This window comes from Paraburkholderia sp. GAS42, from assembly GCF_050436565.1.
Classification (GTDB): Bacteria; Pseudomonadota; Gammaproteobacteria; order Burkholderiales; family Burkholderiaceae; genus Paraburkholderia.
The window spans coordinates 119,676-142,321 of record NZ_JBNDML010000006.1 but is presented as its reverse complement, the minus strand read 5'-3'; the positions used below and the strand labels follow the sequence as shown (position 1 = coordinate 142,321).

The 22,646-nt window shown below is 62.9% G+C and carries 16 protein-coding genes; 8 read left to right on the top strand and 8 right to left on the bottom strand.

What is annotated here, in order from left to right; genetic code table 11:
* Positions 1–23 precede the first annotated feature (23 nt).
* Positions 24–728: a potassium channel family protein gene (locus tag P3T16_RS11590; protein WP_429342397.1), complete on the bottom strand. Its 705-nt coding sequence runs from the start codon at positions 726–728 to the stop codon at positions 24–26.
* Between the two features lie 118 nt (positions 729–846).
* Positions 847–3,360, bottom strand: a complete 2,514-nt coding sequence (locus P3T16_RS11585; RefSeq protein WP_429342396.1) for a hypothetical protein — start codon at positions 3,358–3,360, stop codon at positions 847–849.
* Positions 3,361–3,708: 348 nt separating this feature from the next.
* Between P3T16_RS11585 and P3T16_RS11580 the strand changes: the two genes are divergently transcribed.
* From P3T16_RS11580 to P3T16_RS11565, 4 genes are all read left to right on the top strand, one after another.
* Complete coding sequence (locus P3T16_RS11580; protein ID WP_429342395.1) at positions 3,709–4,335, top strand: MlaC/ttg2D family ABC transporter substrate-binding protein; 627 nt, start codon at positions 3,709–3,711, stop codon at positions 4,333–4,335.
* Between the two features lie 138 nt (positions 4,336–4,473).
* Positions 4,474–5,679, top strand: a complete 1,206-nt coding sequence (gene gltS, locus P3T16_RS11575) for a sodium/glutamate symporter (protein ID WP_429342525.1) — start codon at positions 4,474–4,476, stop codon at positions 5,677–5,679.
* Between the two features lie 399 nt (positions 5,680–6,078).
* Complete coding sequence (locus P3T16_RS11570) at positions 6,079–7,767, top strand: phospholipase C (RefSeq protein WP_429342394.1); 1,689 nt, start codon at positions 6,079–6,081, stop codon at positions 7,765–7,767.
* 93 nt (positions 7,768–7,860) lie between these two features.
* Complete coding sequence (locus tag P3T16_RS11565; protein ID WP_429342393.1) at positions 7,861–9,330, top strand: cytochrome-c peroxidase; 1,470 nt, start codon at positions 7,861–7,863, stop codon at positions 9,328–9,330.
* 84 nt (positions 9,331–9,414) lie between these two features.
* Here the strand turns inward: P3T16_RS11565 and P3T16_RS11560 are convergent, their stop codons facing one another.
* Positions 9,415–10,113 (bottom strand): GntR family transcriptional regulator, encoded by a 699-nt coding sequence (locus P3T16_RS11560; protein ID WP_429255205.1) that lies wholly within the window; start codon positions 10,111–10,113, stop codon positions 9,415–9,417.
* Between the two features lie 149 nt (positions 10,114–10,262).
* Here P3T16_RS11560 and P3T16_RS11555 point away from each other — a divergent pair, with 149 nt between their 5' ends.
* From P3T16_RS11555 to P3T16_RS11540, 4 genes are all read left to right on the top strand, one after another.
* Positions 10,263–11,486 (top strand): pyridoxal-phosphate-dependent aminotransferase family protein, encoded by a 1,224-nt coding sequence (locus tag P3T16_RS11555; RefSeq protein ID WP_429342392.1) that lies wholly within the window; start codon positions 10,263–10,265, stop codon positions 11,484–11,486.
* A 158-nt stretch (positions 11,487–11,644) separates the two neighbouring features.
* Positions 11,645–12,931, top strand: a complete 1,287-nt coding sequence (locus tag P3T16_RS11550) for an MFS transporter (RefSeq protein WP_429342391.1) — start codon at positions 11,645–11,647, stop codon at positions 12,929–12,931.
* A 5-nt stretch (positions 12,932–12,936) separates the two neighbouring features.
* A complete protein-coding gene (locus tag P3T16_RS11545) occupies positions 12,937–13,695 on the top strand; it encodes a 2-keto-4-pentenoate hydratase (protein WP_429342390.1) in 759 nt (252 codons plus the stop codon).
* Positions 13,696–13,715: 20 nt separating this feature from the next.
* Positions 13,716–16,760 (top strand): FAD-binding and (Fe-S)-binding domain-containing protein, encoded by a 3,045-nt coding sequence (locus P3T16_RS11540; RefSeq protein ID WP_429342389.1) that lies wholly within the window; start codon positions 13,716–13,718, stop codon positions 16,758–16,760.
* A gap of 107 nt (positions 16,761–16,867) precedes the next feature.
* Here P3T16_RS11540 and P3T16_RS11535 read toward each other — a convergent pair whose 3' ends face one another.
* The 5 genes from P3T16_RS11535 to P3T16_RS11515 all read right to left on the bottom strand — a co-directional run bounded on the left by P3T16_RS11535 (position 16,868) and on the right by P3T16_RS11515 (position 22,539).
* Positions 16,868–17,521 (bottom strand): peroxiredoxin, encoded by a 654-nt coding sequence (locus P3T16_RS11535; protein ID WP_429342388.1) that lies wholly within the window; start codon positions 17,519–17,521, stop codon positions 16,868–16,870.
* A gap of 403 nt (positions 17,522–17,924) precedes the next feature.
* On the bottom strand, positions 17,925–20,591 hold the full coding sequence (locus tag P3T16_RS11530) for an FtsX-like permease family protein (protein WP_429342387.1): 2,667 nt from the start codon (positions 20,589–20,591) through the stop codon (positions 17,925–17,927).
* Entirely contained in the window at positions 20,588–21,283 is a 696-nt protein-coding gene (locus tag P3T16_RS11525; RefSeq protein WP_429342386.1) for an ABC transporter ATP-binding protein, read from the bottom strand. The genes P3T16_RS11530 and P3T16_RS11525 overlap by 4 nt, the downstream gene beginning before the upstream one ends.
* The gene (locus P3T16_RS11520; protein ID WP_429342385.1) at positions 21,276–21,989 is read right to left on the bottom strand and encodes an ABC transporter ATP-binding protein; all 714 of its coding nucleotides are present in this window, start codon (positions 21,987–21,989) and stop codon (positions 21,276–21,278) included. The genes P3T16_RS11525 and P3T16_RS11520 overlap by 8 nt, the downstream gene beginning before the upstream one ends.
* Complete coding sequence (locus P3T16_RS11515) at positions 21,943–22,539, bottom strand: hypothetical protein (RefSeq protein ID WP_429342384.1); 597 nt, start codon at positions 22,537–22,539, stop codon at positions 21,943–21,945. Before P3T16_RS11515 ends, P3T16_RS11520 begins: the two co-directional genes overlap by 47 nt.
* Between the last annotated feature and the right edge of the window lie 107 nt (positions 22,540–22,646).

Below are 22,646 nucleotides of genomic sequence, written 5' to 3'. Positions count from 1 at the left end.
GAGCGTTATCGATTTCGATCACTTCACTCGACAGGAGAGTCGCCAGACCCGTCAGCCGCGACGTGAAGTGACACCAGGCGTGCAAGCACGATAGCCGGATAGAGCTGGCCTATGAGCGCTTCGAGAATCGAGAGCGACCGCGCTGCATGAGCGATCGGTGTGATATCGCCATAACCCACGGTGGTGAGCGTGACAAAGCTGAAGTACACCCATGTCGCGCGATCCGGTCGGGCGTCGACCTGGTGAATGCCGGCGTACGCATCGGGGAAGTGGATGCCGACGAGTTGATAGGCTTCTGCCCAGACCACTCCGATCAAGACGTAAAGCGCAATCGCGCCGAGGATCCTGTCGAATGTCACCCGTCCTGGCGCGAACACGTTAATCCCGATCACCGCACCCAGGATGCCCTGCGCGAGGAGTGCCGTTTCGTCACGCAGACCGGGCGTCCACGCGGGCGGGAGAAACCGTGCCATGCCGAGAAACAGGATTGCAATGCCCGCGACCAGCGCGACGATCACGCGTTGCCCGCGATGGTCCGACACGGCGGCCAATCCGCTCAGGAGCGTCAGCGATAAAAGCACGTCTCGCGCGATGCGCGCGATGGCGCTGTCTTGAGCGAACGCGAAGGGCACGACAAACACGTTTAGCCCGAGCAGAAGGAGCAGACCCGCCATGCTGTCGACGCGTAGCTGCACTGCGCGGTTACGCCACCATTGCGCGAATGCCATGGTCGCTCCTGTCGTTTTCAATCCGGGCGCTTCCCGATCTTGCCGACCTTATCTGTCGGGCGGGCTGGCATGCCATTGAACATTGAGACCGGGTGTGCGTCGCGCACCTGCGAGCGCGCTAACGGCGGAAGCCGCCACCGCCCCTCGCGCCTCCGCCGTTCGCACCCCGGGCGCCGCCCGATTGCGCGTAGCGCTGGCTCTGTGCGGCGCCCTGCTGCCGTCCCTGCATGTCCCGGTTCAGGTCGCCGTAGGAGGGCTGCGTGCTTTGCCGGCTGGCTCCGCCGACGGGTGTTTGCGGCTGGGTCGCGGGCCTCGTGGCAGTCGTCGATGGTGCCGTACGCTGCTGATAGCTCTGCGCGTTTTGCCCGGGGTTGCCTGCATTGGCGGTCTGCGTCCCCGCGGGCCGCTGATGCTGGTATGTCTGGGCGCTTTGCTGGGTGTTCGGCGTTCTGGCTGGCTGTGTCCCGGCGGAGCGCTGCTGCTGATAGTTCTGGGCATTCTGCTGGGTAGCGCCGGCGTTTGCCGTGCCGGACGTACGCGGCGATTGCGAAGTTGACGTCTTTTGCTGCGACGACTGCGGTGTCGGCTTGTTCACGTTGGACCAGGAGCCGTTGTCGTATTTCTGCCAGCCTGAGCCGGTGTTCTTGTACACGTTGCCATCGCGACCGGCGTACAGGTCACCGCCCGCGGTCTTGCCGGCGATGGCCTTGCCATTGGCCGTGCTACTTGCGACCGCCTTGCCCCCCGCCGAATTCTGGTACCTGCCCACAGTCCCGTTAGCGGTTGTCGTGTGCTGCGTTGCGGCCCACTGGTTTCCCTTCGTCACAACCGAACTTCCCCACTGACCATACGCGTTCGATCCCTGACGGGTGGCCGCATACGCGCCGGTATAGGGGTTGTAGGCCTGCGCGACAGTCGCGCTGCCGTATCGTCCGGATGCCGTCGCACCGCGTGCATAGGTGCCCGTATAGGGGTTGTAGGACGCGCCCCATTGCGCGCTGCCGGCCGGCCCATAGACACCGCCGCGCACACCGCTTGCTCCCGTATAGGGGTTGTAGGTTCGATATCCATACGGCATGGGTCGTGGGTAGTAGACCGGATACGGCCCGCGGCCTATGGCGACATAAGGCGGATAGTAATAGCCGTTACCTTGAGCGACGATCGCGCCGATGGCGGCGCCCGCGATAAATACGCCGAGATAGCCTGCGGTATAGCTGGACTGGACATATCCGCCGGGCACGACCTGCTGGGTCACATAGGTGACGTTGTAGACGGGCGAGGACACCGGGATCGTGTAAATCACGGGGGGCACGACGGTTGTCGTTTGCCAGGGGCCAGCGGGCGACGGCGAGTCGAACCATACGCCCTGAGAGCACAGGTAGTAGCGGTTCTGCACCTTGACGACCTTGTCAGGCGTGTTGGTTGCGTAGGACATCGGCGTACCCGGAATGGGCGCAAATTCAGGGTCGCCGCTGTAGGCGACCTTGACCGCAGCGGCGGCCGCGGTCGGATTCACTTCGACTGTCGTCGGAATCTGCGCCAGCAGCACGGCGTCCTTCGCTTCCGGCGTGCCCGGTACCGAAGCGAGGACGCGCGAGGCGGGGCTGGCATGGGGAATCTTCGCGAAATCGGGCGGGAGGTGGTCGGTCGCGTACGTCCATGGGCCATTTGGGCTGGGTGATGAAAACCATCGGCCCGCAGTCAGGTAGTAGTACGTTTTGGTCGGCGTATGGACGAACACATCGCTTTGCGTATTTGTCGCGAATACCAGCCCGGTGGCGGGGATCGCCGCATAGACCGGCTGGCCATCGAAGACAATCAGATCAGCGGGCGTGCTGCTGAAAAACACAGCGGGTGGCTTCCCCGCGTTTTTCGGGGACGGTGGAATATAAGGTTTCAGATCAGCCCATGTCGGATCGGCGGAAACCTTCGTCATCTTCGGGGGCAGTGTTTTCGTTGGAGCCCAGCCGGTTTTCATGTCAGTCGATGTCATCCATGACTGGCCCGTGAACAAATAGTACTGGTGCAGAGCGGGGTCGACGAACAGCGGCCAGCTCGAGTTGACAACGAATTGCAGATCTGAATTCTGGATCGGTGCCAGCACGGGTTCGCCGTCTACGAACAGCAGCACCGCAGGGCTGAAACTCACGAAGATCGCCGGCGGGTCGCTCTTGATGCCCGCGACCGGGGACGTATCCTTTTTATCGACGCTTGCCGCGAGACGGTCCATCGAGATCGTCAGCGACGCCTGCGGGTTGAGGAATTTTCGAACCAGTTGATCGAGCTTCTGGCTGGTCGGCGTGTCAGTGTCGGGGAACGCAGTGCTGATGATTTGCGGTGCGCTCAACAGGACGTTCCGGCTGTCGATATCCACGTCGGTGTGCATCTGGAACGCGATTACGCCAACCTGCGGTTTGCCGCCGTGCTGGGTCACGCTGATCGCCATCCGGCCGGTGAGTTCCTTGAAGTCTTTCCAGTCGTCGATCTGTGGCTGGTAATAGACGACACGTGCGTCGCCCTTCGCCAGTTCGCGTGGCCAGCCGGGGTCTTGAGTGGCGGCAAGGGCTGTCTGCATCAACGGGAATGCCAGTGCCAGCGCCAATGCACGGATGGGAAGCTTCGATGTCGCCATGTTTGCTCCAGGCCGGTCTCAGACGTTTTCGGCGCGCAACCGGAGCGATGGACAAAGGCAGATTTGCGGACCCGGACTACGGATCCTGGCGGCCCGGTCGCAGTCGTCGTCAGTCATGCCCACCAGAACAGTAGGTTCATCACAGCGCGTATTCAATTGGACCTTGGTCTAATCGCGTGTGCTGCGCCGCGATCGTACGGCCGCTGGTCGGGCGTTGCCAGGGGGAAGGGCATGCAAACGCCCAGACGCACGCGAGCCGGGTGAATTCAGGGCGTTCGTGAACTATGCTCAATGTTACTTAGTCCCTGAATATCCGGTCCCCGGATCCTCTACTCTTACGGCGCGGACATGCTAAATAATCTGCTCAGGTTTTCCTTCATTGCGGTGCTTGTCAGTTTCTGCGGACTGGCGGCGGGTCAAGCGGAGGACGTGAACTCGCCTGACGGCATGATCAGGATGGTCACGCAGCAGGTGCTCACCGAGATCAAATCCGACAAGGAGATTCAGGCGGGCAACCTGACTCGCATTACCGAACTCGTCAACCAGAAGATTCTTCCCTACATCGACTTCAACCGCACAACGCGTCTGGTCATGGGCCGCTACTGGGCCTCGGCGACGCCGCAGCAACAGCAGCAGATCACCGAGCAATTCAAACTGCTGCTGATCCATACCTATTCAGGGGCACTCGCGCAAGTACGCGACCAGCAGATGACCTATCAGCCGTTCCGCTCGTCGCCCACTGATACGGACGTGATTGTGCGTTCTTCGGTCGTCAATAACGACAAGACAATTGAACTCGACTATCGCCTGTACAAGACGCCGAATGGATGGCGCGTGTATGACCTCAACATACTCGGCGTATGGCTCATTCAGGTGTACAAGCAGCAGTTCGCCGACCAGATCGCACAGCACGGCGTGGATGGTCTGCTTGACTTCCTGACGCAGCGAAACCAGCAGATCACGACGGGTGGATAGGCGAGGGCCGCGTGACCTGAACGTTGGGCTTCCTGCCTGCGTGCGAATAGATAAAAGACGTGTGATTCGCGCCGGATCATTCCTCGACGGCCTCTGTCACACAGGGCTGACAGATCGCTCTTCCAGCTGGAGAAGAACATCGTGAACCTCGACACGCCGGAAACGCTGATGGCCGCTTCCCTCGTTCTTCTCATCGGGCGGCAGATCCTCGCACGGGCAGCGATACTGCGGGCTTACAGCATCCCCGAGCCAGTTGTCGGCGGGCTGCTCGTCGCCGTGCTGGTTTTTGCACTGCGCAAGATCCTGCAAATCGACGTGCGTTTCGATACGACAATCCAGACGCCGCTGATGCTCACTTTCTTCGCGACTATCGGTCTTAACGCCGATCTCGCAGGGCTCAAAGCGGGGGGGCGTACCCTGATCGTCTTTCTCGGCGTCGTGGTCGGCCTGCTTGTGATGCAGGATGCACTCGGTCTCGGTCTCGCCTGGGCGCTGGGGCAGGATTACCTGCTCGGTCTGCTCGGCGCGTCGGTGACGCTCTCCGGCGGTCATGGCACGGGTGCAGCGTGGGCCAAGGTTTTCTCGGAGCGTCACGGGCTCGCATCCGCGACGGAGATTGCGATTGCGTGTGCCACGTTCGGCCTGATCCTCGGAGGCCTGATCGGCGGCCCGGTTGCGCGCTTCCTGATCACGCGCTATTCCCTTACCCCCAAACCGGAAGTCTCCGAGGTCGTGGACACGACCGGTTTCGAGCAACCCAAGGCTGTCCGGATGATCACGGCGGACGCCGTGATCGAAACAGTGGCGCTGATTGCCGTTTGCCTCGCTGTCGGTTCGGCCATCGCATCGTGGCTGGCTGGCACAGCGTTCGAACTACCGTCGTTCGTGTGCGTACTTTTCGTCGGCGTCGTGCTGCGCAATGGCCTGGCCATTCCCGGCTGGTATCAGGTCCTCGAGCGCGAAGTGTCATTGCTCGGCAATGTCAGCCTCGGGCTCTTTCTCGGGATCGCGCTGATGAGCCTGCGCCTCGGGGACCTGGCTTCGCTTGCATTGCCGCTTCTGGCAATCCTCGTCGTGCAGGCGATCGCGATGGCTGTCTACTCCATTTTCGTCACGTTCCGGGTCATGGGGCGCGGCTATGACGCGGCAGTACTGGCCGCCGGGCACTGTGGGTTCGGCCTCGGGGCCACGCCGACTGCGATCGCCAACATGCAGGCTATTACAGGCCGCTTTGGCCCTTCGCACATCGCCTTCCTGGTGGTGCCGATGGTGGGCGCGTTCTTTATCGACATTGCAAACGCGATCGTCATCAAGTTGTTCCTGCTGCTGCCCATTTACGGGTGAAGCGCATCTGTCGCCGGGGCGGCCCTCGCTATCGGTGACGCTCTTCGTGCGCGCTCAGGCGAACGCGTTTTCGAGCAGTTCGAACGCAGCGAACCTGTCCTCGTAGAGCAGGACCGCACTACACGGTGGACGATGGACGACGGGCCGGCTCGCGCATGACTGTCTCTCTGGTTCACGCGCAGCAGACGCCACCGAAACAGCGTCAACCATACCGAAAGCTAAACGAATAAAACAACAGGCTTTTAGCAAGCGACGCGCCGCGAAACGATAACACTGGAATGGTCCAATTCGCGCTGTTTCACGTGGTATGTCGCAACCGCTACATTTCAAACAACAACGCCAGCGTCCTCCATGCGCAACTGACGGGAGCGCTGAACTGCGAACCTGGAGCCCCGAGAAATGTTCCGTAGAGCCCTTGTACCCATTCCGTTTGCGGCGCTGATGCTTGCGCTGTCCGCGTGCGGAAGCAGCAACGACAACAAGTCTGCATCGACGCCTGCGCCGGTCGTCGCTGTGTCGGCGCAGGACGCAGCTGCGACGGCCACGCCGATCAAGCATCTGGTGGTGATCTTCGGTGAGAACCGTTCGTTCGATCACTACTTCGCGACTTACCCGAACGCGATCAACCCGGCCGGCGAGCCTGCGTTCAACCCATCGGCCAGCACGCCGACGTCGATCAACGGACTGACGCCGGCCCTCCTGACGTCGAACCCGAACAAGACGGCAGCCGGTAACGGCGCGAACGCGTCTAACCCGTTCCGTCTCGATCGCACGCAGGCCAACACCGAAGGCCAGAACCACGCGTACACGGCTGAACAGCAGGCCTACGACAACGGCCAGATGGACCTGTTCCCGGAATTCACGGGTAACAACACGGTCAGCAGCACGGGCGTATTCGGCACGCCGGGTCTCGTGATGGGCTACTACGACGGCAACACCGTCACGGCCATGTGGAACTACGCACAGAACTTCGCGATGAACACCAACACGTACACGGACACGTTCGGTCCGTCGACGCCGGGTGCGATTCACGTGGTCTCCGGTCAGACGAACGGTGTGATCCCGAGCGGCGGCGTCGCGGTGGCAGGCAGCATGATCTCCGACGGGCAGGGCGGCTTCACGATCACGGGCGATCCGGATCCGACGGGCGATGTCTGCTCGGGCGCGACGACTGGCAAGATGTCGGCGGCGAACAAGAACATCGGCGACCTGCTGAACGCGAAGGGCCTGACGTGGGGCGGCTTCATGGGCGGCTTCGACCTGACGGTAACGAATCCGAACGGCACGACGGGCTGCACGCGCACGACGTTCTCGTCGGTGCTCGCTTCGTCGCCGAAGGATTACAGCCCGCACCACAACTGGTTCCAGTATTTCCCGACGACGGCCAACCCGGCGCACACGCGTCCGACTTCGCTCGCCACGGTCGGCTTCACCGATCCGCTCGACAGCACGGCGACGCCGGTTCACCACGAATACGACGTCAACGATTTCTTCGCAGCGGTGAAGTCGGGCAACTATCCGTCGGTGAGCTACCTGAAGGCGCCGGCTGTGCAGGATGGTCACCCGGGCAATTCGGATCCGCTCGACGAACAGGCGTTCTACACGAAGGTCATCAACTTCCTGCAGCAACAGCCGGACTGGAAGAACACGGCCGTCATCCTGACGTATGACGATTCGGACGGCTGGTACGACCACCGTTATGCAGCACCGACGACGGCTTCGTTCGACGCCGCCGACCAGCTGAACGGCGCCGCGACGTGCGGCACGGCGGGCACGACGCCGCAGGGCCTCAGCCCGGCTGGTCTCGCGATCAACGGCCGTTGCGGCCCGGGCACGCGTATCCCGTTCGTCGTGGTGTCGCCGTATGCGAGGGTCAATTTCGTGGATGACACGCGCCTCACGCAATCGTCGGTCGTGCGCTTCATCGAGGACAACTGGCTCGGCGGTCAACGCCTTGGCGGCGGTTCGAACGATGCAGCAGCGGGCAGCATCATGGGCCTGTTCGACTTCACGAACGGCGGCACCACGCCGACGCTGTATCTCGACCAGAACCTGGGCACAAAGCTCTCGGCTCCGCCGCAGATCTAAGCCTCAGTTCGTTGCACTCGTGACCCGTGTCGAGCCAGCTTCATGCTGGCTCGACACGTTTGTTCGTGTTCCGCGTTCTTCATCGCCATCGCCATGACCCTTCGTACGAATGTCGCGCTTCCGCCGCCGATGCCGGCCGGCAAAAAACCCGATCCCCGCGCTGCCCGTCGCGCGTTCACACGTGTGCTCGCGTGGGTCATACCTGGCGTCGTGATCGCCCTTGCCGCCGTCGCCGGCTACGCGCTCGTGTATCCCGAGCGCATGCCGGCGGGCGTGGGCCAGTTCGTCGAAGACCTCACCGGTGCGAATGCGCATCCGGTCCATCTTGTGCGGCCCGACACAGCGCCGCTTAGCGCTGTCGCGCTGCTTGGACGCGAACTGTTCAATGACCCGTCGCTGTCGGTTTCAGGCAAGCAGTCGTGCGCGTCGTGTCACAGCGCGCAACACGCGTATGGGCCGCCGAATGATCTGTCGGTGCAGCTTGGCGGTCCGCATCTGACGGACGCCGGCTACCGGCCGCCGCCGTCGCTCACGTACCTGTATCGTCAGGCGCCGTTCAGCATCGGGCCGGACGCAGGCGATGTCGACGTCGCCGTGAATCTCGATCAGGCTGCCGCGGCCGCACAGGGCGTGCAGCGCGCGGTGAAGACCGCGGGCGCGGCGCCTGCAGCGCCTGCGATGGTGCCGCAAGGCGGTTTGTTCTGGGATGGCCGCGCGGATTCGCTGCAACGCCAGGCCATCGGGCCACTGTTGAACCCGGTCGAAATGGCCAATAAAAATGTCGGCGAAGTGGTGCAGAAACTCTCGACCAGCAAGTACCGCGATGCGTTCAGCAAACTGTTCGGCAATGCGGTGTTCGATCATCCGGATCTGCTCGCGTCGGAAGCGATGTTCGCGATCGGCCGTTACCAGGTCGAAGACCCATCATTCCACGCATTCAGCAGCAAGTATGACTACTGGCTCGAAGGACGCGCGCATCTGACGCAAGCCGAATTGCGCGGTTTGCATCTGTTCAACGACAAGGACAAGGCGAACTGCGCGGGCTGTCACGTGAGCCAGGTGAGCCGCGACGGCCTGCCGCCGCTCTTCACCGACCAGCAGTACGAAGCGCTCGGCGTGCCGCGCAACAACGCGCTGCCGGTCAACAGGGATCCGAAGTTCTATGACATGGGCGTATGCGGCCCGTTCCGGCACGACATCGCGACGCAGACCCAGTATTGCGGCATGTTCCTCACGCCGACACTGCGTAATGCCGCTTCACGTCACGTGTTCTTTCACAACGGCGTCTATCACGACCTGAAGCAGGTCATGAACTTCTACAACCTGCGCAACACGAGCCCGGAGAAGATCTATCCGCGCGACGCGTCGGGCAAGGTCAAGAAGTACGACGATATCCCCGCACAATATCAGGCGAATATCGACGTGGCCGACGCGCCGTTCGACCGCAAGGCGGGCGACCCGCCCGCGATGACCCACAGCGAAATCGACGACATCATCGCGTTCATGAAGACGCTCGACGACGGCTACAAGGTGGACGACGGCTACAAGGTGGACGGTCACTGACAGCAGTGGGCCGGCGCTGACCAGCAAGACGGGGAAGCCTGGCCCGCCCCAACGGCTTGGGGCGTCGAAATCGGCGCGGGTCGCTCAGGTCATCGAAGCAAGACCAAGCACGGCGTCGCGCTTTTCCAGCAGGTGGTGGCGCAGGATGGCGGCAAGACGCTTGCCGTCGCGCGCGTCGAGTGCTTCGAGCATTTCCTCATGATCGTGAATCGCACGATCCCACTTCGGAATCTGGAAGTTGGACCGAAACCGGAGTGCCTGCAGGCGACGATTCACGGAGATATACATCTGCCGCAGTGCCGAGTTGCGCGCCGCCTCGTTGATCTTGTCGTGAATCGCCTGATTGCGACTGTAGTACCCGGCGAGGTCATTCTGCGCGCGGCACGCGAGCATCGCGTAGTGCAGCGCCTTGATCTCCGCGATCTCCGCCGCAGTGATGCGCTCGGCCGCAAGTTCGCCCGAGAACGCCTCCAGCCCGCTCATCAACTCGAAGGTCTCGCGCAACTCCGCTTCGGACATCTTCGACACCGATGCACCCCGGTTCGGGGAAATCTCGATCAATCCTTCCGCGGCCAGCACTTTCAACGCTTCGCGCAAAGGCGTACGCGAGATGCCGAGCGTTTCGCACAGTTCCCGCTCATTGAGCTTCTTCCCAGGCTCCAGAACGCCCTCGACGATGAACCGCCGCAGGTGATCCACCACGGTGTCGTGCAGACGCTGGCGCTCGACTTTAGGCATGACGGAGCCCAGCCGTTTCTCACTCTCGAAGTTCAGTTCTTGCATACAAAATGTTCCTGATTCCTTTCTTGCATAGTAGCGCGGATCGAAATCCCAATAAAAGAGCCGGGTAAACACGGATCGAATTGGACTTGGAGTGCCTCGATTCATTCGCGTATAGTTTTTTGAATGCAAAATACAATCGGAGAGGCACAATGATCAAACTGGACTTTCATCCTGCTGGCCGACATTTCCTGCAGATCCCGGGACCGAGTCCGGTGCCCGATCGCATCCTGCGCGCGATGAGCTACCCAACCATCGATCATCGGGGGCCGGAGTTCGGCGCACTCGGTCTGAAGGTGCTCGATGGCATCAAGAAGATCTTCAAGACACAGCAACCGGTGGTGATCTATCCCGCGTCAGGCACAGGCGCCTGGGAAGCTGCACTCTCCAATACGCTGAGCCCGGGCGACGCTGTATTGATGTTCGAGACCGGCCATTTCGCCACCCTCTGGAAAAAGATGGCGGAAAGCCTCAGCCTCAAGCCGGAATTTCTTGGCTTGCCGGGCATCGAGGGATGGCGGCGCGGTGTGCAGCCGCACATGATCGAGGCGCGCCTGCGCGCCGACACACAGCACACGATCAAGGCGGTGTGCGTCGTGCACAACGAGACGTCCACGGGCGTGACATCGGACATCGCCGCGGTGCGCCGGGCCATCGATGCAGCGGGTCACCCCGCGCTTCTTCTCGTCGATACGATCTCGGGTCTTGCGAGCGCCGACTATCGGCACGACGAATGGGGCGTGGACGTGACGGTGTCCGGTTCGCAGAAGGGTTTGATGCTGCCGCCCGGCATCAGCTTCAACGCGGTATCGCAGAAGGCCCTTGCCGCGAGCGCGAGCGCGAAGCTGCCGCGCAGTTTCTGGGCGTGGGACGAAATCATCGAGATGAACAAGACCGGCTACTGGCCGTACACGCCGAACACGAATCTGCTGTATGGCCTGTCCGAAGCCCTCGACATGATTCTCGACGAAGGGCTCGACAACGTGTTCGCACGTCACAAACGTCTCGCCGAAGCGTGCCGGCGCGCGGTCCGCGCGTGGGGACTCGAGATCCAGTGTGACGACCCTTCCGTGTACAGCCCGGTGCTGACCGGCGTGATGACACCGGAAGGCATCGACGCCGATGCCGTGCGCAAGGTGATCTACGAGCACTTCGACATGTCGCTCGGAACCGGGCTCGGCAAGATGAAAGGACGCATGTTTCGCATCGGACACCTTGGCGATTGCAACGACCTCACGCTGATGGCGACGCTCGCCGGTTGCGAGATGGGGCTGCAACTCGCGGGCGTCCCGCTTGCGGCGAGCGGGTTGCCGGACGCGATGGCCTGGCTGACGTCACAGGCCAAAGGCGCGGCGTCGCTCAAGGCCGCGGCCTGACCCAGCCTGGCTGTCCGCGTGACCGCCTGGCCGTTACGTCCAGCCGGGCACGAACGAATCACGCGAATCACGCACAGAGCCCATCCGCGCCGGCGCGCCATTCATGAGCCTTCGCTCACGGCACGCGAGCCGGAACACGAAAGCAACGGAGACAGACGATGAAACGGTTTCGTATTACCAGTGCGACAAGCATCGTTCTAATCATGCTGTGCATCATGTACTTCATCACCTACCTTGACCGCGTGAACGTCAGCACGGCAGCGGCAGGTTTCGGCAAGGAATTCAGTCTGTCGAACACGCAGATCGGACTGGTGTTCTCGGCGTTCGCGTATCCGTACCTGCTGTTTCAGGTGATCGGCGGATGGGTGAGCGACCGCTTCGGCGCGAGACGAACGCTTCTCTTCTGTGGCGCACTGTGGGCCGTTGCCACGCTGCTGACCGGCTTTGCGGGCGGCCTTGCTTCGCTGCTGGCAGCGCGTGTGTTGCTAGGACTCGGCGAGGGCGCGACGTTTCCTGCGACGACCGCCGCGATGTCGCGCTGGATCGCCAAAGAGAAGCGAGGCTTCGCGCAGGGCATCACGCATGCCGCTGCACGCATCGGCAACGCGGTCGCGCCCGGTGCGATCGTCCTCGTGATGGCGACCTGGGGATGGCGCGAGTCGTTTTACATCTGCGGCGCGATCAGCCTGATCTGGGTCGCGGTCTGGTGGCTCACTTTCACGGAGCATCCGAAGGACCATCCACGCATCACCGCGGACGAACTCGCGACCCTTCCTTCGCCGAAGCCAAAGGTCGCCAGTGTTCCCTGGATGCCGCTCTTCAAACGCATGGCGCCGGTGACGATCGTCTACTTCTGCTATGGCTGGACGCTCTGGCTGTTTCTCAGCTGGATTCCGCAGTACTTCCTGCACAGCTACCACCTCGACCTGAAGAAATCGGCGCTCTTTGCCTCTGCCGTGTTCTTTGCGGGCGTGGTGGGCGATACGCTCGGCGGCATCGTGACCGACAGGCTCCTCGTCCGCACGCGAAGCCTGAAGTGGGCACGAAGCAGGATGGTCTCGGTCTGCATGCTGCTCACGCTGGCGTCGCTCGTTCCGCTGATGTTCACGCACAACCTGTATGTCTCGATGACGTGTCTCTCCGCCGGATTCTTTTTCGCCGAAATGACGATCGGGCCGATGTGGGCCATTCCGATGGACATTGCCCCGCAATGCTCGGGCACGGCGAGCGGAATGATGAACACGGGTTCGGCGCTTGCCGCGATCATCTCGCCGGTGCTGTCCGGGTTCCTCATCGACCGGTTCGGCAACTGGGAGTTGCCGTTTGTCGGCAGCATGGCGCTGATGGCGGTCGGCGTGGTGCTCGCGTTTCGCATGCAGCCCGAAAACAGATTCGAAACCGGCGAGACGCAGCGCGAGCATGCCGTTTCGCATCTCGGAGTGTGAGCGGTATGGCCAGCTATTCTGCGATCAGCCGCAGTCTCGCTCAGGCGTGGAGCGACCGGACCGTGCTCGAAAACCTGCCGGCGGAACGCATTCCCGCCGATGCAAACGCCGCGTATGCGATCCAGCACGAAATCATCGCGCAGCGCGGCGGGCAGATCGGCGGCTGGAAGGTCGGCGCGAAGTCGCCTGCCGGCCCGATCCAGGGCGCGCCACTGCCGGCGGAGGCGTGTCTCGCGAACGGGGCGCGTGTTGCACGCAGGGACTACGCGCCGCTCGGTCTGGAACTCGAAATTGCGTTCAGATTCGGCCGTAGTTTCGAGCCGCGCGACGAGCCCTGGCCGGACGACGAGGTGATGGGCGCGATCCAGTCGATGGCGGCGGCCGTCGAGATCGTCGCGAGCCGTCACGCGGCCTGGCCAGATGTCGACAAGCTCGCGCAACTCGCGGACCTGCAGAACCACGGCGCGCTGATCGTCGGCGAAGAAGTGGCGTATCGCGCGGACTTTCCATTCGTGTCGCCCGCGCTGCAATTCACTTTCGATCACGCAAACATCGCCGCGCAGGCGGTGGCGAATCCCGCCGGCGATCCGCGGCGCCTGCTGCCGTGGCTCGTCAATCACTGCACGTGTCATCGCGCGATCGCCGTGACACCGGACATGATCGTCACGACTGGCTCGTACACCGGCATGGTGTTCCCGTCCGCTGCGGGCGTTGCCCGCGGCGAGATCGATGGCCTGCCCGCCGTTCACCTTGTGTTGTCGTAGTCTCGAACAGGTTTGCCGAAATGACCCATTCCAGCGCCGGACTGCTCGTCAAACCGGTTCATCTTGTGCCGTCAGCGGCGCGCCATGTCTCGCCGCTCGCCCGTCGCCTGCGCGAAGCCCTGCGCGGCGATGTCTTCTTCGACAACGCGAGCCGCGGACGCTACGCGACGGACGCGTCGATTTACCAGATCATGCCGATCGGCGTTGTGGTGCCGCGCGACCAGGACGACCTGCGCGCCGCACTCGAAATCGCACGAGGCGAGGGCGCTCCGCTCCTCGCGCGTGGCGCGGGCACGAGCCAGTGCGGGCAGACGGTGGGCGAGGCGCTCGTCGTCGACACGAGCAAGTGGCTGAACAACATTGTCGGGTTCGATGCCGATGCGCGTACCGTGACGGTCGAGCCGGGTGTCGTGCTCGATCACCTGAACGCATGGCTGAAGCCGCACGGCCTCTGGTTTCCGGTGGACGTTTCGACGGCTGCCCAATGCACGATCGGCGGCATGGCGGGCAACAACTCGTGCGGTTCGCGTTCGATCGAATACGGCAACATGGTCCATAACGTGGTGTCGATCGACGCCGTGCTGGCCGATGGCAGCGAAGCGCGCTTCGAGTCTCTCAGGCTGCCCGCGCAGGGCATGCGGCTCAACGGGATCATCGACGGCGTGCGTAACATCGCGACGCGTGAGCGCAGCGAAATCGCGGAGCGCGTGCCGAAGGTGCTGCGGCGCGTGGCCGGCTACAACATTGACCTGTTCGACTGTCAGAATCCGCGCGCCTATACCGACGACGGTTCGGCCAACCTTGCGCATCTGCTGGTCGGGTCGGAGGGCACGCTCGCATTCAGCCGGCAATTGACGCTCAAGCTCGTGCCGTTGCCTGCGCACAAGGCGCTTGGCGTAGTGAACTTCCCGACGTTCTATCAGGCGATGGACCTTGCGCAACACATCGTCAGGTTGCGTCCGACGGCCGTCGAGCTTGTCGACAGTACGATGATTGAACTGTCGCTGTCGAATCCTGCCTTTCGGCCGGTGATCGAGAAAGCGCTGGTCGGCAAGCCCGCGGCGATTCTGCTCGTGGAGTTCGCCGGCGACGATGGCGCCACGCAGTTCCAGCGCCTCGCGGAACTCGATGAACTGATGAGCGACCTCGGTCTGCCCGGCTCGGTCGTGAAGATGCCCGATGCAGGCGAACAGAAGGCGCTGTGGGAAGTGCGCAAGGCGGGCCTCAACATCATGATGAGCATGAAGGGCGACGGCAAGCCGGTGTCGTTCATCGAGGACTGCGCCGTGCCTCTCGAACATCTTGCCGAATACACGGAGCGCCTGACCGGGATGTTCCACGAGCACGGCACCGAAGGCACCTGGTATGCGCACGCGAGCGTCGGCACGCTACATGTGCGACCGATTCTGGATATGCGTCGCGACGGCGGCGTGAAGATGCGTGCGATCGCGGAGCAGGCGGCCGAACTCGTGCGCGAGTACAAGGGCGCGTATTCGGGCGAACACGGTGACGGGCTGTGCCGTGGCGAATGGGTTGCGTGGCAGTACGGGCCGCGCATCAATCAGGCGTTCAGCGAGATCAAGCAGCTTTTCGATCCGGAAAACCGCTTTAATCCGGACAAGATCGTACGTCCTCCAAAGATGGACGACGCGCGCAATTTTCGCTTCGCGCCGGGCTATCGCGAGAAGGCGTTCACGCCGTCGCTCGACTGGTCCGCATGGAACGTGAAGCGCGATCCGCTTACTGGCGTCGAGACAGCGCCGGGCACAGGCGATGACCTGAGCGGCGGTCTCGCCAAAGCCGTCGAGATGTGCAACAACAATGGCCACTGCCGGAAGTTCGACGCCGGCACCATGTGCCCGAGCTATCGCGTGTCGAAGGACGAACAGCATGTCACGCGGGGACGCGCCAACACCCTGCGCCTCGCGATCTCCGGGCAGCTCGGCGAAGAAGGGCTCGCAGGCCGCGAGGTCAAGGAAACGCTCGACCTGTGCGTATCGTGCAAGGGTTGCAAACGCGACTGCCCGACAGGCGTCGACATGGCGAAGTTCAAGATCGAGGCGCGGGCGGCGTGGACGAAGCGTCATGGCACCCCGTTGCGCGAGAGGCTGGTCGCGTTCATGCCACGCTATGCGCCGTATGCCGCACGCGTCGGCGCGCTGATCGCCGCCACCGAAAAAATTCCCCTGCTTTCCGGCTGGATGAAACGCGCGCTCGGTTTCGCTTCCGAGCGGGCGTTGCCGCGTTTTCAGACCTCTTTCCTGTCGAATGCGGTGACCCGTCGACCAGGCGCATCTGGTGCATCCGGCGCATCCGCTACAAAGGAAGTGCTTCTGTTCGTCGATACCTTCAATAACCACATGGAGCCGGAGAACGCCCGTGCCGCGCAGACAGTGCTGGAAGCCGCGGGCTATACCATTCACTTCAACACGCGAGCGGGTGAGCGGCCCGTATGTTGTGGACGCACGTTCCTCGCGGCGGGCCTCGTCGACGAAGCGAAGCACGAAGCGCGACGTCTCCTGGATACGCTGATGCCGTTCGTCGAGCGCGGGGTCGCGGTGGTCGGGCTGGAGCCCTCGTGTCTGCTGTCGATGCGTGACGAATTCCTGCAATACGGCTACGGCGACGAGGCCCGTCAGCTCTCGGAGTCCGCCTTCCTGTTCGAGGAGTTTCTCGTGCGTGAGAAAGCGGCGGGGCGGTTAGACCTTCCGCTGCGTGCGCTCGATGCTGCGCGCGCGTGGGTTCACGGCCACTGTCATCAAAAGGCGTTCGACGCATTTCGCCCCGTGCAGACGGTGCTCAGCTGGATCCCGGGGCTGGATGTGAAGACGATCGAGTCGTCCTGCTGCGGGATGGCGGGCAGCTTCGGTTACGAGAGGGAGCACTACGCGGCGTCGAAGGCGATGGCGGAACTGTCGCTCCTGCCCGCCGTGCGGCAGGCAGCGCAAGGAGATCTTGTCGTCGCAGACGGCACCAGTTGCCGCCATCAGATACGCGACGGCGCGCAGGCCGATGCACTGCATGTGGCGCGTGTGCTGGCCCTCGCACTTGATGCCGGATCTTAAGTGCCGGTCTGTTGTGCAACTTCGGTGTTAGCCTGGATGCACCCGGACTCACGTCGGGCGCCGGACTTCGAACTGTCCGGCGCCCGACGCTCCAGGCAATGAGCGCTTCACTTCGGTTGCGCAACGTACCGCAGGTAAGGCTTCACGGTTTTGAAACCCTGCGGATATTTTTGCGTCGCAGCATCGTCGGAAACGGATGTTGGAATGATGACGTCTTCACCCGGTTTCCAGTTCACCGGCGTCGCCACCGTGTGTTTCGCGTTGAGCTGCAGCGCATCGAGCAGACGCAACACTTCGTCGAAATTGCGGCCGGCGCTCATCGGATAGACGAGCGTGGCTTTGACTTTCTTGTCCGGCCCGATGAGAAACACAGAGCGTACGGTCGCGTTGTCCACCGCGGTGCGCGGGCCGCCGCTCGCCTCAGGGTGAATCATGTCGTAGAGCTTCGCGACCGTCAGGTCCGGGTCGCCAATCAGCGGGTAGCTGACCGCGTGGCCCTGCGTCTCTTCGATATCCTTGACCCACTTCTCGTGGTCGCTGACGGGATCGATGCTGAGCCCGATAATTTTCGTGTTGCGCTTATCGAATTCTGGCTTCAGGCCCGCCATGTATCCGAGTTCCGTGGTGCAAACGGGGGTGAAATCCTTCGGATGCGAAAACAGGATCGCCCAATGGTCGCCGATCCATTCGTGAAAACGGATCGTCCCTTCGGTGGTTTCGGCGGTGAAATCCGGAGCTTCTTCTCCTAGTCGAATCGACATCATCATTCTCCATAGAGCGGGTGCACCAGGGTACCAGTGCCGCTGTCGGAGCGACGGCCCCCGGCTGCCTGGGTGTTTAGTCAGGTGATTGGTTTGACTCGGGATCAACCTCCGGCTCGTTGAACCGTATCGCGCGGGAGGACACTCTGCGGGCGCAGCGGATCCAGAGGCCCTCATCAATAGACGTGATGCGGGACAAACATCGGGACGCGCTGCAGGTCGCGCTTATAGCGTAGAACAAAAAAAGACTTTCGAATGGCGCGATCTGAAGGGCCGATATTTCCAGGCGCTGCGTTCGGCATGCGTTTTCATACGGCCTTGCGTAAATCGTGCCTGAAAGTGGCCGCTCAGGGGTGCCGTCAACCTGCTTTTGCCGGTCGCGAGCGTCCATGCGTCGCTCGTGTCACAGCTCGCGCATGCGCTGGACAGCGGGCACGCGCGTCTCGCGAAATGCGGCGATCACGGCAATCACAACCGACAGCGCTGCCACGCCGAGCAGGAAAGCAAGAAAGACCCAAGGCACACTGAGGTGCTCGGGTGGAGGATCGAACACACCGGTCAGCAGCTTGACCAGCATCCATGCCAGTGCAAAGCCAGTCAGCGTTCCGATGGCCGCCCCGCCGACCAGGAGCATGAGTGCCTCGCTCCACAAAAACGCACCGAGCTGACGCGGCCTGGCACCGAGCGCAGACAGAATCGCGAACGTGCGCCGCCGGTCGGCGAAGCCTAATGCAATGATGAGTCCCGTTGCGCCTGCGACCATCAGCGCCGCCGCACCGAGTTCGAGTTGCGTCAGGCCACGCAGATCGACGGCCGTCAAGCTCGAACTGATCATATGCTGGACCTGCCCGATGTCGCTGACCTTGACGGCGCCGAGTGGCGCGACCACCGCTCGCGCTGCCGCGGCGACCTGCTCTGGCGGCGCGGTTGTCTTCAGCAAAACGATTTCCGCCGCGCTCGTGCCGGTTTGCTGTGCGACGTAGCCGGCGTTCGCGACAAGGAACGAGTCGCGCGGCGCGGTCGGGAATTCGCGCACGACGCCAACAAAACGAAACGGCACTACGTGATATTGACGATCGCCCGCGTTCTGAAGTCGAAGATTGATCTCGTCGCCCGGGTGCAATTGATAGTCCTTCACGGTCTCTTCGGACACGAGGATGCCGTTCGGATGCTGGAGAAGCGCGTCGAGCGATCGTTGCGCATCGCCGCCTTCGAAAAAGGCGTCTGCCATGCGCGTCGCCTCTCCGATGTGGCGGGCGTCGATGCCATACAGGTCTTGCAGGTCTGTGCCCACATAGGCGAAGCGGTGTTGCATTCGTTGGGCCGCGCTGACTCCGCGCAACGCCGCAATTTCGTCGAATCTGGCTGACGCGGGCGCCTGCGAAGTCCCGGTCACCGTCACGTCCGCGCCGTTCGTGAGTTCCGCGTCCACCCGCGCCTGCGCGTTGTAGGTTGCGTTGAATACAGCCGTAGACGTCGCAAATGCGAACGCCAATGCGACCAGCGCGATGCCCTGCGTCATTCGATTGCGTTGCCGGCTCATTGCTGCGACGGCCACGCCGGCGAGCGAGTGCGCCAGCGGACGAAACCATACGGCGAGCGTGCCGCGGCCACGCCGCAATCCCGCGAGACCCAGCCGGATGGTCAGCAGACCGGATCCTGCCCAGGCCATTGCGGGCGCGAGAAAGGCGACGTAGTCGATTGACGATGACGGCGTTCCTTCGGGTGCCAGCACAACCTGATACCCCGTGCTCCATGTCCGCCAGAAAATGATGGCCGACAGTGCGAGAAGCACGAGGTCGAGGTAGACCCGCTGCCAGAGGCGCGGTCGGATGGAACCCGTCATCCGGCGGGCACTCGTGACGGACGTCGTACTCGCATCGATCCAGGCTGTCACGAGAATCGCGGCATTCGCCAGCACGATGCCCGCTATGGCCGCGCAGGCAATCCAGACCATCGACGACGCCCCGAAATAACCGGCATCGGGAAACAGACGCGACAACAGTGCAGCGAGAATCAGTCCAGCAAGCGTCCCGCCGACGCCGACGCACATCGCCTCGACGGCTGCCAGCTTCATGATCTGGCCGCGCGATGCGCCACGGATCCGTAGCAGCGCCTGATCTCGCCGTCGCCGTCCGGAACCTGACGCAACGACGGCAATCGTCAGTAACGCGCCCAGGAGCGCGCCGGGTGTGCCCAGAAACAGGAACAGGACTTTTGCGTAAAGCGCGTCGCTGCGTACGCCGTCGAGCCGCGCAGCAAGATTGTCCGCGACGGGCGCACTGCCCGCGATGCGCGTCTTGAGGTTCTTCGCGGCGCCCTGCACCTGGGCCTGGGCAGCTTCGGGATCGCCCGGAAGGCCGTCGTGCGCGAGTCCGACGTGAAGCTGCATGCGTACCGCATGCGGTCGGGCCGTGGCTTCTGCGTCGAACAGGCGGTGCCACGCGCCGATCGGAAGCAGAAGCACATTGTCCGGGGGCGCTTGCGGTACTGCGCCGGGCGCAGCACCGATCGTCTGAAACATCGCGTCGGCGTTGGGCAAATCGACGATGCCGGTGATCAGTACATCGGCCGGAGCCCGGGCCGGACGACGAATGCTCACGGTATCGCCAATGCTCACGTGCAGGTTCGCGGCCGTTTGCTGCGCAACCAGAACGCCATCCAGATTACCCAGCAGCAACCGGACCTGACCCGGAAAGTCCCGGAAGTACGAGTGGGAGAGGCCGAGCACTTTACCCTTTCCGGTTGTCTGTACGGTGTCTCCTGTGGTGGCTTCGAAACCATCGACATCGGCATAGCCGACAGGTTGCTGTCTGGTGACGCGCGCGGCCTTTTCGATGGCTGCCGCCGTTTGCAGGACCGAAAGCGCGTCAGTCGTCGCGGACTCCAGTTGCACCTGCCAGTCGACGGGCAGGCTCGCGGCGGCCCGCAGTGTCATCGAAGCGACACTCTGCGCGATGAAGGCGCCAAGCGATGCGATCAGCGCGACCGTCACCGCGACGCCCGCCGCCATGCCCGCGAGCCTGCCCCTGCGCGCCCTGACGAGTCCGGCGAACCATAGACCGATCATGTTCGGTTATCCGTCGATCCGGCGCCGGTGAGCACGCCGCGCTCCATGTGCCAGATCGTGTTCATCCGTTCTGAAACAGCCGGATCATGCGTAGCGATGACAAGCGCCGTCGACGTGTCTGCGAGATGCGCGATCAGTGCGTCGAGCAACGCCTGACCGGTAGCCTGATCGAGCTGGCCCGTGGGTTCGTCGGCGAGAATGATGAGCGGCCGTCCGACCGACGCACGCGCCACAGCAACGCGCTGCATCTGCCCGCCCGAGAGTTCCTCCGGCATTTTCTGCGCAAGCGCCTCGAGACCGAATGTGGCAAGCGCGTCGGCCACGGTGCGTTCGACACTGTCCGCGCAGGCGCCGGAATCCGCTGTATCGGCCATCAGGAGCGGCAGCGCAACGTTTTCGCTCACGGTCAACGGTTCCAGCAGGCTCGGTGTCTGGAACACAAGCGAGATTTTTGCGGGGCGGAGCGTATCTGGCGAACCCAGCGCGGGCCAGGCGATCACGCCACTCGTCGGCGTATCGAGTGCTGCCATCAGATGCAGCAAGGTTGTCTTGCCGCTCCCCGACCGGCCCGCCAGCGCGATGCGAGCGCCGCGTTCGAGGACGAAGCTGGCTGAGGCGAGCGCCACGACCTGCGTCTCGCCGTGCCGGTAGATGCGGCTGAGCGACTGGGCTTCGATGAGTGCATCACGCATCGACGAGCCTTCCATCGCGAATCAGGAGCACACGGTCCGCACGCGAGGCCAAAGCCTTGCTATGCGTTGCGATCAGCGCCATGTCCCGGTTGCCGTGACATCGCTCGACCAGATGATCGAGGATCACGGTTTCGGTTGCCGCATCCACTTCGGCGGTCGGTTCGTCCGCAAGGAGCACCTTGGGCTCGGCGGAGAGCGCCACCGCGAGTCCGGCGCGCGCCGCTTCGCCGCCAGACAACTGCGACGGATGCGCGCCGCGTCGTCCGGCGAGGCCAGTCACTTCAAGCAGCGCGTCGAGTTTGCCTCGATCCTTCCTGCCGGCCAGCGACATCTGCAAGCTCATGTTGCCCTCGACGGTGAGGTGCTCGAACAGGTTTCCCGACTGCATCAGCATGCCGATGTGTCGTGCCCGCAAGCCCGCACGCACCGCTTCGGGTCTGCGTGAGAGGCGTTGGCCCATCACATCGACGTGGCCGCCGTCCGGTTCCTCCAGTCCCGCAAGACACGCGAGAAGCGTCGACTTGCCGCTGCCGGAAGGCCCCAGCAAAGCGACGAGTTCGCCTGCGCACAGTTGCAGTGAGATGCCCCTGAGCGCTGCGGTCTCGTCGTCGCCCCGGTGATAGAAGCGGTAGAGTTCGAACGCTTCGAGCTGAGGCTCATCAATGCCACTGGAACGATTGAACGATGAGGTTCCATTGATCGGCATTGTCGGCTCCCAGAGGCGAGGAGAGATCTATCGTAGCGAGTGTGCCGCCGCGATAGATCAAATACCGGTGATTCTCAAGACGGAGTCGCTTGTTCGTAACGGGGTTCGGTTCCGAATCGGACGTGTAGGTAATGAGCACGGCCGGTCCGGCGTGCAGCGATACGTTTCTGATTGCACCGATCCTGACTGCATGACCGGTCCTGGCGAGTTCAGCGGCTTCGCGCCCGGTAACCGACGATGCCGTGGGCGCGCTCGCAGCTGGCGCAACGCTAATCTCGACGATGTTGTACTTATCCACAAACCTCGCGCCGTCGTGGCGTTCCTTGCGCGCCCAGCCTTCGGGGACCTGGAGCGAAAAGCCTGCGGGAGACCGGTAGGTGACGAAGATCTGGCTATCCGGAATGTCACCCGGCGGGCTCTTTTCGGGCGTGGCAGCTTGCCCGATTGTCGCCACTCCGCCTTCGGCGGCTTGCAGTGTGCAGGGCAAGGCAGCGAAAGCAAGCGCAATGGCCGAATTGCGCAGTACATGCTGACGGGCTGGCTTCGGCATCGGTCCCTCCATGCGGTCGCGTCGGAGCAGGTGACGGCGACCGACGCTCAGCGCCCCAGCGATCTAAAAAACATGACCGCAGGTCTATTCCTGCAGGAACGCTGGTT

Bases quoted from the DNA above. Each gene is read 5' to 3' on its own strand.
- P3T16_RS11525 (WP_429342386.1), bottom strand. From the start codon at position 21,283: ATGCGTGATGCACTCATCGAAGCCCAGTCGCTCAGCCGCATCTACCGG.
- P3T16_RS11555 (WP_429342392.1), top strand. From the start codon at position 10,263: ATGATCAAACTGGACTTTCATCCTGCTGGCCGACATTTCCTGCAGATC.
- P3T16_RS11540 (WP_429342389.1), top strand. From the start codon at position 13,716: ATGACCCATTCCAGCGCCGGACTGCTCGTCAAACCGGTTCATCTTGTG.
- P3T16_RS11530 (WP_429342387.1), bottom strand. From the start codon at position 20,591: ATGATCGGTCTATGGTTCGCCGGACTCGTCAGGGCGCGCAGGGGCAGG.
- P3T16_RS11550 (WP_429342391.1), top strand. From the start codon at position 11,645: ATGAAACGGTTTCGTATTACCAGTGCGACAAGCATCGTTCTAATCATG.
- P3T16_RS11570 (WP_429342394.1), top strand. From the start codon at position 6,079: ATGTTCCGTAGAGCCCTTGTACCCATTCCGTTTGCGGCGCTGATGCTT.
- P3T16_RS11590 (WP_429342397.1), bottom strand. From the start codon at position 728: ATGGCATTCGCGCAATGGTGGCGTAACCGCGCAGTGCAGCTACGCGTC.
- P3T16_RS11545 (WP_429342390.1), top strand. From the start codon at position 12,937: ATGGCCAGCTATTCTGCGATCAGCCGCAGTCTCGCTCAGGCGTGGAGC.
- P3T16_RS11580 (WP_429342395.1), top strand. From the start codon at position 3,709: ATGCTAAATAATCTGCTCAGGTTTTCCTTCATTGCGGTGCTTGTCAGT.
- P3T16_RS11585 (WP_429342396.1), bottom strand. From the start codon at position 3,360: ATGGCGACATCGAAGCTTCCCATCCGTGCATTGGCGCTGGCACTGGCA.
- P3T16_RS11515 (WP_429342384.1), bottom strand. From the start codon at position 22,539: ATGCCGAAGCCAGCCCGTCAGCATGTACTGCGCAATTCGGCCATTGCG.
- P3T16_RS11535 (WP_429342388.1), bottom strand. From the start codon at position 17,521: ATGTCGATTCGACTAGGAGAAGAAGCTCCGGATTTCACCGCCGAAACC.
- P3T16_RS11520 (WP_429342385.1), bottom strand. From the start codon at position 21,989: ATGCCGATCAATGGAACCTCATCGTTCAATCGTTCCAGTGGCATTGAT.
- P3T16_RS11560 (WP_429255205.1), bottom strand. From the start codon at position 10,113: ATGCAAGAACTGAACTTCGAGAGTGAGAAACGGCTGGGCTCCGTCATG.
- P3T16_RS11565 (WP_429342393.1), top strand. From the start codon at position 7,861: ATGACCCTTCGTACGAATGTCGCGCTTCCGCCGCCGATGCCGGCCGGC.